8 protein-coding genes are annotated in these 12,098 nt (G+C 62.3%); all 8 read left to right on the plus strand.

Annotated features, from left to right (window positions below; all coding sequences use genetic code 11):
* Window positions 1–41: 41 nt before the first annotated feature.
* The 8 genes from A477_RS0103720 to A477_RS0103755 all read left to right on the plus strand — a co-directional run bounded on the left by A477_RS0103720 (window position 42) and on the right by A477_RS0103755 (window position 12,097).
* Window positions 42–941, plus strand: coding sequence for a LysR family transcriptional regulator (locus A477_RS0103720; protein WP_017197675.1), 900 nt, complete (start codon window positions 42–44; stop codon window positions 939–941).
* A gap of 82 nt (window positions 942–1,023) precedes the next feature.
* A complete protein-coding gene (locus A477_RS0103725; RefSeq protein WP_017197676.1) occupies window positions 1,024–1,506 on the plus strand; it encodes a MarR family winged helix-turn-helix transcriptional regulator in 483 nt (160 codons plus the stop codon).
* 10 nt (window positions 1,507–1,516) lie between these two features.
* Window positions 1,517–3,607 (plus strand): MFS transporter, encoded by a 2,091-nt coding sequence (locus tag A477_RS0103730; protein WP_017197677.1) that lies wholly within the window; start codon window positions 1,517–1,519, stop codon window positions 3,605–3,607.
* 202 nt (window positions 3,608–3,809) lie between these two features.
* Window positions 3,810–5,543: an ABC transporter ATP-binding protein gene (locus tag A477_RS0103735; protein WP_026005336.1), complete on the plus strand. Its 1,734-nt coding sequence runs from the start codon at window positions 3,810–3,812 to the stop codon at window positions 5,541–5,543.
* Window positions 5,540–7,618: an ABC transporter ATP-binding protein gene (locus A477_RS0103740; protein WP_017197679.1), complete on the plus strand. Its 2,079-nt coding sequence runs from the start codon at window positions 5,540–5,542 to the stop codon at window positions 7,616–7,618. Before A477_RS0103735 ends, A477_RS0103740 begins: the two co-directional genes overlap by 4 nt.
* Window positions 7,619–7,674: 56 nt before the next feature.
* Window positions 7,675–8,091 (plus strand): acyl-CoA thioesterase, encoded by a 417-nt coding sequence (locus A477_RS0103745; protein ID WP_017197680.1) that lies wholly within the window; start codon window positions 7,675–7,677, stop codon window positions 8,089–8,091.
* Window positions 8,092–8,116: 25 nt separating this feature from the next.
* The gene (locus A477_RS0103750; protein WP_017197681.1) at window positions 8,117–8,881 is read left to right on the plus strand and encodes a copper homeostasis protein CutC; all 765 of its coding nucleotides are present in this window, start codon (window positions 8,117–8,119) and stop codon (window positions 8,879–8,881) included.
* 144 nt (window positions 8,882–9,025) lie between these two features.
* Window positions 9,026–12,097, plus strand: a complete 3,072-nt coding sequence (locus A477_RS0103755) for a glycoside hydrolase domain-containing protein (protein ID WP_017197682.1) — start codon at window positions 9,026–9,028, stop codon at window positions 12,095–12,097.
* Window position 12,098 lies beyond the last annotated feature (1 nt).

The raw sequence follows: 12,098 nt of genomic DNA on the forward strand, positions 1-12,098 counted from the left end.
TGTATAATCAATCAATTCTAAGAAGTTCATAAGGAGAACTGATGGCCGAGTTCACCCTGCGCCAGCTCGAGTATTTTGTGGCGGTGCTCGATCACGGATCCCTCACCAAGGCTGCGAGCGAGAGCAATATCTCCCAGGCCGCCGCCTCCATGGCGATCGCCCAGTTGGAAAAGAGCCTCGGTCTCGACCTGCTCATCCGGACCCGCGCCAAGAGAGTGGAGCCCACGCCGGCGGGGCTTGAACTGGGGGTCCGTGCCCGGCGAATCCTTGGGGAAGCGGCGGATCTGCAGGCCGGGGCTCTGATGGGGTCCCATGAAGAGATGCGCGGCCGGGTGTCCATTGGCTGCATGGTGGCCATTTCGCCCCGGGTGATCCCGGAACTCATCGGCTATTTCGCCGAGAAATGGCCCGAGGTGGAGCTCGACTTCGTGGAGGGCGCCGCCGAAGACCTGCAGAAGGCGGTGGGGGAGGGCGGGTTGGACCTCGCGTTTGTTTACTCCCTGCAGGTGGTACCGGGCGTCGATGTGGTCAAGGTTGTGGAATCCCGTCCGCAGTTCATGCTGGCTGCAAGCCACCCGCTGGCAGGACGGGCCTCGCTAAGCTTCGCCGACCTTGCCGGCGAGGATGTCATCCTCTTCAACGTGCCGCCCAGTGCTGAGCGCGTCACGGCTATGTTCCTCTCGGCGGGCATTGAGCCGAGGGTGCGCTGGAAAAGTGTGGTGGCGCAGACCATCCGCGGCGTGGTGGCCAGCGGAAGGGCCATCTCAGTGACTCACGCGTGGCCGGGAGTTGCTCCTGTTTACGCGGACTCCAAAGTTGCCTTGGTGCCCATTGAGGACGATCTTCCGGAGAGTTGGCTCGTGGCTGCCGTACCCCCGGGGATCAAGCGGTCGCGCAGGGTCGATGAGGTCATCGAGGCGGCGATCCACCTGGCCGGGTAGGCCCCTTGCTCATCTTTAGTTTCCCAAAGCAATCAATCTGGGTTATAGTTGCTTTAGGCAAACAAAAAGAGGGGTGTTTCGCATGTCCGTCGGTTCTGCCACAGCAACCGATCTTGTGCATCAGATTTTCGATCTCCAGCGCACGCTGCGCTGTGTGGTGACTGCCCACATGGCCCGCGTTCCCGACGTCGGAATGGCCGTGCAGGGGGTAATGCGTTTCATCGGCGAGGGGGAGACCCGCGCAACGCAACTGGCCACTCGACTCGGAGTCAGCGCCCCGGTCCTCAGCCGGCACATCACCGAACTCGAGGAGCTGGGCTTTGTAGTCAGGCGGCCTGATCCCGCTGACGGCAGGGCCCAGCTTCTCGCCCTGACGGAAAGCGGCGCGGCGAAACTGCGCGAATTCGAAGAACAACGCAGCGTGAGACTGCGCGATTACCTGGCGGATTGGAGCGAGGCGGACGCCCTCGAGGCCTCCCAGGTCATCAACAAACTCACTGTGTCCCTCAAGGACTCAATCCGGGCAACGGCGGCCGGCTCCATCACAACAAACCAGACAGCTTAGGAGCCCACGCATGGCTACACCAGCAGTACAAAACTCCCAGGCGGTGGACGCCTCAGTTAGCAGGGCCTCCGAGCCCATGACCCATCGGCAGATCATGGAAGCCCTGACCGGGCTCCTCGCCGCTTTCTTTACGGCAATCCTCAGCAGCACGATCGTCGCGAACGCGCTGCCCACCATCATGTCCGAGCTCAAGGGCACGCAAACCGACTTCGCCTGGGTCATTACGGCCGCGCTGTTGGCGAACGCTGCCACCACGCCCATCTGGGGCAAGCTCGCGGACCTCTTCGACAAGAAGCTCCTGGTCCAGCTGAGCATCATCATCTTCGTGGCGGGCTCGGTCATGGCAGGCCTGTCTGAAACCATTCCGCTACTGCTGACCGCCCGCGTCATCCAAGGCGTGGCCATGGGTGGCCTCACCGCCTTGGCCCAGGCGATCATCGGCTCCATGATTCCGCCGCGCGACCGCGGTAAGTACTCCGGTTACATGGGCGCTGTCATGGCGGTGGGCACCGCCGGCGGACCGCTGCTGGGCGGCTTCATCGTTGACAGCCCGCTCGGCTGGCGCTGGACGTTCTTTGTCTGCGTGCCGCTGGCCGTCGTCGCGCTCATCCTTCTCCAGGTGACGCTGAAGATCCAGCACATCAAGCGCCCGGCGAAGATCGACTGGCTCGGTTCCATCCTGCTCACATCCGGTGTGAGCCTGCTCCTCATCTGGGTTTCCTTCGCCGGCAACCCTGACTACTACGACTGGTTCTCCTGGCAGTCCGCGCTCATGGTGGGCGGCGGCGTAGCCTTGCTGGCACTTCTGGTCCTGGTTGAAACCAAGGTTCCCGAGCCCATCATCCCGCTCAAGATCATCTCCGAGCGCACCACCGCCTTGGCCATCGTTGCCTCCGTTGCCGTTGGTATAGCCATGTTCGGTTCCTCCACCTTCCTGGGCCAGTATTTCCAGGTTGCCCGTGGAGCTACACCCACCGAGGCAGGCCTCCTGACGCTGCCGATGATCGCCGGCAACCTGATCGGTTCCGTCGCATCCGGCATCCTGATCAGCCGTTTCGGCAAGTGGAAGAGGTTCCTTATTGCAGGATCCGTCCTCCTCATCGGCGGTCTCGCGTTCGCCGGAACCATGGACCACACCACAGAACTGTGGATCGTGGCGATCTACACCGGGGTGTTCGGCCTCGGGCTCGGCATGCTGATGCAAAACCTGGTGCTTGCTGTTCAGAACACCGTCCAGGCCAAGGACATTGGAACCGCCAGCGCTTCGGTGGCGTTCTTCCGCTCCGTAGGCGGCGCGATTGGCGTATCCGTCCTGGGCGCCATCATGTCCAACCATGTGAAGGACCTTGCTGTTGAAGGCATGGCTGCCGCAGGCATTCCAGCTCAAGGTGGAGCCTCCGGAGCCAGCATGGACCTGGCCGACATGCCCGCTCCCATCGCCGGGATCATGCGGGCCGCCTACGGAGACGCGACCGCACAGATCTTCCTGATCTCGGCCATCATCAGCGTTGTGGCTCTCCTGGCCGTGCTGTTCATCAAAGAACGCCCGCTGCGCCGAACGGTTGATGCTGCCCCGGAAAAGGAACTCATGGCCACGGCGTCAGGAGACGCAGGAATGTCGCTGGATACCGCCTCCATGGACGCAGTGAAAGCGTCCGACGGCGGCGCACACGGCCTGGGTGCCGACGCTGCGGTGCCAAGGGGTTTCCGCCAGTTTTCAGGGGCCGCCCGTCAGGTTCCCGTGGGGGAGCGACCGGCTTCGAACGCGGAGTCCGGCTCCGATCTTGACCTCGAGTTTGCCCGGATCCTCACGCAGGAACGACCCCAGGGCACGGCTGACGTGAAGGAAGTCCAGGAACAGCTGTCCCGTACCCAGTACGTCCTGGCCGAGCAGCAGCTGCAGCTCAGCCGAGCCAACGTGGAACTGCAGGCCCGGTTGCGGGAGCAGCAAACCATTGCGGAGCAGCAGGCCCATACTGCGGAGGAGCTCGCAGCAATCCGTAAGGAGCTCAAGCGCGAACGCAGGCAGCAGGAACGGATGGCGTTGTTGCTCCTCCAGGGCGTAGAAGCCCGTTCGGATCACGGCAAACACGCGGGCTAGCACTCAATACCTAAACGCCGGCTGGGGAACCAGCCGGCGTTTTTCTGTTGCCGACACGGGAAATACTCCGCTGGGATGATCTTTTCCGTAAGTTGTTTCGCCCGGGCAACGGATTTCGTAGAGTGGGGAGGCTAATACTGTCAGCCCCTGCTGCCAAACTTCTCTTAACTCATTCACGCACTCTTTCTAAGGACCCGTGGGCATGCTTGTCACCCTTATACGGCGCTACTCCAAGCCGTATTTGCCGCAGATAGTGGCTGTGCTGATTTTTCAGTTGGCGTCCACCATCGCCACGCTCTACCTCCCCAGCCTCAACGCCAAAATCATTGATGAGGGAGTTTCCCGCGGAGACACCGACTTCATCTGGCAAACCGGTGTGCTCATGCTCGGTGTCGCCCTTGGACAGGTGCTTACCGCCATTATCGCGGTGTACTTCGGCGCCCGCGTTGCCATGGCCATCGGCCGCGACCTGCGCCGAAGCGTCTACCGGCAGGTCAGCAGCTTCTCCGCCCAAGACGTCAACCGATTCGGCGCTCCCACGCTGATCACCCGCGGCACCAACGATGTCCAGCAGGTACAGATGCTGGTGCTCATGGGCCTGAACTTCATGGTTTCCACGCCCATCATGTGTGTTGGCGGCATCATCATGGCTCTCCGTGAGGACCTCAACCTCTCCTGGCTCGTGTGGGTTTCCGTTCCGGTCCTGGTGGCCGTGGTGGGCTACCTCGTGGTCCGGTTGATGCCCCTGTTCCGTTCCATGCAGACCAAGATCGACGCGATCAACGGTGTGCTTCGCGAGCAAATCATCGGAATCCGCGTGGTCCGTGCCTTTGTGCGTGAACCCCACGAGGCAAAGCGCTTCGGCGATGCCAATGAAGACCTCACCGCAGTGTCCGTGAAGATCGGCAACCTGTTTGTCCTGATGTTCCCGGCCATTGGCATGATCCTGCACCTGTCTACGGCCGCCGTGCTGTGGTTCGGCGGCCAGCGCGTGGATTCGGGAGAAATGCAGGTGGGTGCGCTCACGGCCTTCCTCCAGTACCTGCTGCAAATCCTGATGGCCGTCATGATGGGCACGTTCATGGCCATGATGATTCCCCGCGCGTCCGTCTGTGCGGATCGCATCGGCGAGGTGCTCGACGTCGAGCCTTCCATCCACAACCCCACCTCACCGACGGTGCCGGCTGAGAAGAAAGGCCGCGTGGAATTCCGCGACGTCACGTTCAAGTACCCCGGTGCGGAGGCGCCGGTGCTGAGCAACATCTCCTTCACCGCCGAGCCGGGCAAGACCCTGGCCATCATCGGATCCACGGGCGCAGGCAAGACCACCCTGGTTTCGCTCCTGCCGCGGCTTTACGATGTCGCCTCGGGCGACGTCCTGCTCGACGGCGTGCCCGTCACCAAGTTGGACGCATCTGAAATCACCAGCCGCGTATCCGCGGTTCCGCAGAAGCCCTACCTGTTCTCCGGAACCATCGAGCACAACCTGCGCTTCGGCAAGCCCGACGCCACCGACGAAGAACTGTGGGATGCGTTGGAGACTGCGCAGGCCAAGGGCTTCGTCGAGGAAAAGTCATCCGGTCTGAACCGGCGCATTGCCCAAGGTGGCACCAACGTATCCGGCGGCCAGCGCCAGAGGCTGTCCATTGCCAGGGCGCTTGTTACCAAGCCGAATGTGTACCTGTTTGATGATTCGTTCTCCGCTTTGGACGTCGCTACCGATGCCAGGCTGCGCAAGGCCTTGAAAGCCAAGACCAGGGACGCCACGGTCATCATCGTGGCCCAGCGTGTGTCAACCATCGCGGACGCGGACGAGATCCTCGTGCTGGATAACGGCCGGATCGTCGACCGTGGAACGCACGACGAACTGCTGGAAACGTCACCCACGTACCAGGAAATCGTTGAATCCCAGCTGAGCGTGGAGGAAGTGGCATGAGCGAGCAGAACCAGCAGAAGAAGCGTGGCTGGGCTGCCAAGGCACAGGCCGCCAAGGATGCCAAGGCAACGGCCGAGGCTGAGGTAGCAACAGAGCTGCTTGACGACGAAGACTTCGTTGAAGAGGAATACGTCCCTTCCGAAGCCGATGGCGGCATGTTCGGCGACGTTCCGGCCAAGAAGGCGAAGGAGTTCTGGCCCTCCGCCAAGCGGCTCATGGGCCTGCTTAAGCCCGAGAGCGTTGGTGTGTACATCGTGATCGGCCTCGTCATTGTCTCGGTCGTCCTCAACGTGATCGCCCCCAAGGTACTGGGTATTGCCATGGACGTCATTTTCGGTGGCGTCATCGGCAGGCAGGTCCCGGAGGGGGTGTCCCAAGAGCAGTTCGTGGAGCTCATGCGTCAGCAGGGGCAAGGCAACTTTGCGGACATGGTTTCCAAGATGGAACTGACCAACGGGATCGACTTCCCTAAGCTGACGTTCCTGATTTCGATCGTGCTCCTCATGTACTTCGTTGCCAACATCTTCCTGTGGGCCCAGGGTTGGTTGCTCAACAGGATCGTCATGCGGGTCATCAAGAAGCTACGCAACGACGTCCAGGCCAAGCTCAACCGGCTCCCGTTGAACTACTTCGACACCCGCCAGCGTGGCGACATCCTGTCGCGCGTGACCAACGACGTCGACAACGTCCAGCAGGGTCTTCAGCAGGCGTTCTCACAACTGGTCAGCTCCGTGCTCACGGTCCTGGGTATCACGGTCATGATGTTCATCGTGTCCTGGGAGCTGGCGCTGATTGCCTTGATCGCCCTGCCGTTGTCCGGCATTGTTGCGGGCGTCATCGGTGCCCGTAGCCAGAAGCTCTTTGCCGCGCAGTGGAAGAACACCGGCGCACTCAACGGCCAGATCGAGGAGTCGTTCTCCGGCCACGACCTCGTGAAGGTGTTCGGCCGCGATGCCGACATGCTGGAGCGTTTCGACGAGAAGAACGAGGAACTGTACAAAGCATCCTTCGGGGCACAGTTCGTGTCCGGTGTGATCTTCCCGGCCATGAACTTCGTCTCGTACCTGTCCTACGTCGGCATTGCCGTGGTTGGCGGCCTCCGCGTTGCCTCGGGCTCCATGAGCCTCGGCGACGCCACGGCGTTCATCCAGTACTCCCGTGAATTCACCCAGCCGCTGGGCCAGATCGCAGGCATGGCCAACATGCTGCAGTCCGGCGTTGCCTCCGCAGAGCGCGTCTTCGAGTTCCTGGACGCCGATGAAGAAGTTGAAGAGAACCCCACGCGTCACCTGCCCTCCAAGACCGACGGCCACGTGGAGTTCGAGCACGTCTCCTTCAGCTACGTGGAGGACAAGCCTCTCATCGAGGACCTGTCCTTCGCTGCGGAACCTGGTCACACGGTGGCCATCGTGGGCCCCACCGGTGCAGGCAAGACCACGCTGGTGAACCTCGTGATGCGTTTCTACGAGCTCAATGCCGGCCGGATCACCCTGGACGGCGTGGACATCAAGGACCTCAGTCGTGCCGAGCTGCGGTCCAAGGTTGGCATGGTGTTGCAGGATGCCTGGCTCTTTGGCGGGACCATCTACGACAACATCAAGTACGGAAACCTGGACGCCACCGAAGAGCAGATCATGGAGGCGGCCAAGGCCACCTACGTGGACCGCTTCGTGCGTGCTCTTCCGGACGGTTACCAGACGATCATCGACGAAGAAGGCAACAACGTCAGCGCCGGTGAAAAGCAGCTCATCACCATCGCCCGTGCCTTCGTCTCCGATCCTTCGTTGTTGATCCTGGATGAAGCCACGAGCTCCGTGGACACCCGTACCGAGCTGCTGCTGCAGAAGGCCATGGCAGCGCTCCGAACTGACCGTACGAGTTTCGTGATAGCCCACCGACTCTCCACCATCCGGGACGCCGACACGATCCTGGTGATGGAAAACGGCAAGATCGTGGAGCAGGGAAACCACACCCGGCTGCTCGCTCTCCAGGGCGCGTACTACCGCTTGTACATGTCCCAGTTCGCGGGTGAGGAAGAGACCGCGGTGGACGACTCGACGGCGGTGCACAGCTGAGCACGGAAACACTGAAGGAGTCCAGGGCACCCCGGCGCATTGAGGTCCTTGTACCCATGCGCTGGGGTGACATGGACGCCTACGGACACATCAACAACGTCCAGATTGTGCGCATGCTCGAGGAAGCCCGCATCGCAGCCTTCGGGCCGCCCCGCGGTGCGGGCCTCCCCGGCGTCGAACCTCCCGCTGCCCTCTTCAATGATGTTGAGGAGGGGACCATGACCCTGGTTGTGGAGCACAAAGTCCGCTACGTCCGGACGCTGGACTACCGCAACATGCCGGCCGTCGTCGAGATCTGGGTGGGCGCCATCAAGGGCGCGAGCTTCGATCTCCACTACGTCATCAAGGACCCCGTCACGCGGGAGGACTGCGTCAAAGCCACCACTCACCTGGCTTTCGTGGCGGAGGCCACCGGACGGGTCCTCAGGCTCACTCCGGAGCAAAAGGAAAAGCTCGAACGCTACCGCGCGTAGTCTCTGCTGCCCGTAGAGTTTCAGCATGAAACTTGAAATTGCCGTGGTGAGCGCGGCGGGTGCAGGCACGGCCGCCGCCGAAGGGGCAGACCGGATTGAGCTGTGCAGCAGCCTGGAACTTGGTGGAATCACTCCGAGCCAAGGACTCATGGAAGCGAGCATGGAACACGTCGATGGCCGTCTGGAAATCCATCCGCTGATACGCTCCAGGCCCGGCGATTTCCGGTACTCGGCTTCCGACCTGGACACCATGGTCCACGAGATCCGACACCTTCTCGCCCAAGGTGCGCATGGGGTGGTGGTTGGCGCGCTCACTCCCTCAGGAGAGGTGGACGTGCGAGCCGTGCAGCGTCTGGTGGGCTCAGCCAAGGATGCCAATCCTAAAGCGCAATTGACCTTCCACCGGGCCATCGATCAGGCAGGAGACCCTTTAGCCGCCCTTGAGCAACTCATGGAACTGGGCTTCACCCGGGTCCTGACGTCAGGGCATGAAGCTACCGCCGGAGCAGGCCTGCAGACCCTGACCTCCATGGTGGAGCGGGCAGGGGGTGCTCTGGAAATCATGGCCGGCGGGGGTCTTTCGCTGGTGGATATCCCGGCAATGCACGCGGCGGGGCTGTCCGCCGTTCACCTGTCCGCGAAGAAGACCGTCTCAACCCTCGGAGAAGGAGCGATCTCCCTAGGCGCCCAGGACGGCAGCGATCCCACCGCCTACACCGTCACCGACCGCGAAGTTGTTAGGGCCGCCAGGGCGAAAGTCAACGCGCTGAACCTTGCCAAGCCCAAGTAGGCCCTGCCGTCCAGCTTACGGACGGAAAAATTGCAGTGATCACGTATCGTCATGACCCTTTACGACTCCGTAGAACGACGGGATGATGTAAGGATTCACCAACCCGGTGACCAGCCCCGGAAGCTACCTTCAGGAGTCCCAGCAATGCCGCTGCCCGTGCCGGTTTCACCGGCCCCCGTTTCCCCTCCCACAACAAGCAGACACCATGCGCTGACCGAGGCCCACCCGGAGGTGGAATGTGGCATCGGGGCGTGGGACAAACTGCTCTACGGAAATCACCGGTTCGTCGTGGAAGTCCTGGAAAGGGTGGAACTGGCGCTGGAGACCCACTTACCAGCGCCTGCTCAAAGGGTGCTTATCCCTTGGCGGCGCCAGGACCACCACCCGGCCTCGATTGATGTCATCATCGTCTCGGAAAAGAGCGGTACAAGGGTTCGGAACGTGATCGTGGAAGAGGCCATCCGGGAGTTCGGAAATATCGTTTTCGAAGCGATCGATGGCCCGGGGATCTACTTCGCTTATTACCTGCCCTACGCCATGCTGGGGAAAGCCCACTATCCCCAGGCGCAGTACCTCCCGCATCGTCCGTCCGCAGACCCTGCCTGGGTGGCCGCCGTCGGGGGTTCATGGTGGGTTCCGGCGACGCGCGAACTGCCACAGGCGACAGTCCTTCGATACGAGGCGGCCAGCGAGAGGGACTCCTTCGCACCGATGAACTTCACTGCCAGCATCGACGAACTCGAGAAATTCCACCGGGCTTACGCGGGCGAGGCCTTTCTGGTGTTTCCGGAGGACCGCCTCAACCCGATTTCCATGCATGCGGACCTTCCAGCGCACTGGGTGATCAACGGACCGGCCAAGACCTTTACTGCCCATGCCCGGCCCGGGGAGGACTACGTAGTCCAGCTTGGGTTGTTCGCCCTGCAGGATCTCGAAGCCGTGACAGTCGAAGTCACGGCGCCGTCCGGGGGACACTGCATCAACACTGATGGCGTGGACCGTTTGGGCAGGCCATGGCAGAGGACCCTTGCGGTACCAGCGGGGAAAGTTCAGGCGCTGTATGTGATCCTGCCAGTTCCTCACAATGCTGCCGGATCAACCGTGGAGGCGTTGGTGAGGATTGCCGCCACTGGTATCACGGCCGTAGGCCAGGCGGCGGAGGAGATCGAGGTCACGCTTGAGGTGGCCGGAGAGACGGACACAGAACCCGACGGCGGATTCGGCGATCCGCGTTTACTGCGGCGCCTGGCGTGGCTGGATTCGCGGGTGGCCCAGGACGTGGAGCTAGTCAAGCCCTTCACGGCCATCACCTTGGACGAATCGGGCAGGACGTTGGGGATCCTGGGCAGATCCCTGCGGTTGACGGAGTCGGGCCTCCCGGCGCAGGTGACGTCCACCTTCACCGCCGCCGTCACCGCAACTGATGGCCCCGCCGTCGGACTTTTCAGCTCCCCGGTGCGGCTGGACGTCGAGGGAATCGAATGGACGCACGGGCGGCTCGTCTTCACCGAGGAGGGCCCGGCGCGGACGTCCTGGCGGTGCAGCTGGACGGGCCGAAAAGACGGCAAGTCAGTGCTGGCGTTGGAGCTGAACGGCGTTCTCGATGCCGATGGAGCAGTGTCATACTCGCTGCGCCTCAGTTCCGAGGGAACCGTGGACGTGAACGACGTGGGGCTGCAGCTCGAGTTTTGGGAGTCGGCGGTTCCGCTGGCCATGGGTTTAGGTGTCCCGGGTGGTCGCCGGCCGGAAGCCCTGGACTGGATGTGGGACGTGGCCGCGAAGAACCAGGACGCGCTGTGGCTGGGAAGTGTGAACGCCGGAATTCAGCTCGCCCTGCGCGACCACAGATATGAACGGCCGCTCAACACCAACTTCTACCGGGAGAAGCCGCTGGTGGAGCCGACGTCATGGGCCAATCGCCAGCAAAGCAGCGGGGACGCCATAGTCCGAGGCGGGGTGAAGCTGCGCATGGCGGACGGCACGGTAAAGGTGAACGCCTTCAGTGGCTCAAGGACGCTGACTGCCAACGAACCGCTGGACTTCGATTTCCGCCTGTTGCTGACACCGTTCAAGCCGATCGAGCCAGCTAAGCACCTTCGGAAACGCTACTTCCACGCTCCTGAAAATCCGGCGGACATCAAAGCAGTGGGAGCCACCGTGGTCAACGTCCACCACGCAACGGCACCGGCGCCGTACATCAACGACCCCCTCCTGACCCGGGACTCGCTGCGGGACTACGTTGCCGAGTGTCATCGGCAGGGCCTGAAGGCCAAGGTGTACAACACGGTCCGCGAGCTCACGTTCCACAGTCCGGAGCTGTTGCCGTTGCTGCACCTGGACCACGAGATTTTCAGTGACGGCCCGGGCAACGGACATATCTGGCTGCGGGAACATGTGGGCTGCGGCTACGTCTCAGCGTGGTTCGCGCCCAATGTGGACGACATCGCCGTTGTGACCACGGGTGAGTCGCGGTGGGAGAACTTCTACGTGCGGAGCCTCCAGGAACTGGCCAAGGGCGTGGACGGGATCGACGGCATCTATCTTGATGACATTGCCTATGACCGGCATGCCATGCTGCGGGTCCGCAAGGTCCTCGAGCGGGCCAGCCAAGCCAGGGGTGTGGATGGCCCTGAAATAGACCTTCATTCCGCCAACCAGTTCACAGCGCACGACGGATATGCATCCTCCGCCAATCTGTACATGGAGCACTTGCCCTATGTGGACCGGCTCTGGCTGGGGGAGTACTTCGACTACCACACCACTGATTCCGACTATTGGCTGGTGGAGCTATCCGGGATTCCCTTCGGCGTCATGGGCGAGATGTTGGAAGGCGGTGGCAATCCATGGCGGGGCATGGTGTTTGGCATGACGGGCCGGGCACCCGCCGTCGACAACCGCCCGCTATGGGATTTCTGGGCAGCTACCGGACTGGAAAGCGGGCAGATGCGGGGCTGCTGGGATCCCCAAGCCCCGGTCCGAACCAACCACCCGGACATACTTGCCAGCACGTGGCTGACGGAGCAAGGGATGGTTGTAGTGCTGGCATCCTGGGCCGGGCAAACTGAGCATGTGACGTTGATTTTCGACGACGACGCTGCCGCCCGGGCCGTCACTGCCCCGGCCATCCGCGGATTCCAATCCGCCGCGAGCTACGCGCCCGGCGACCCTATCACCATTGAGCCGCAGCGCGGCCTCCTTCTCACGATCGGATACTGAC

The sequence above is a fragment of the Arthrobacter sp. M2012083 genome (assembly GCF_000281065.1).
In the GTDB taxonomy this organism is placed as follows: domain Bacteria; phylum Actinomycetota; class Actinomycetes; order Actinomycetales; family Micrococcaceae; genus Arthrobacter.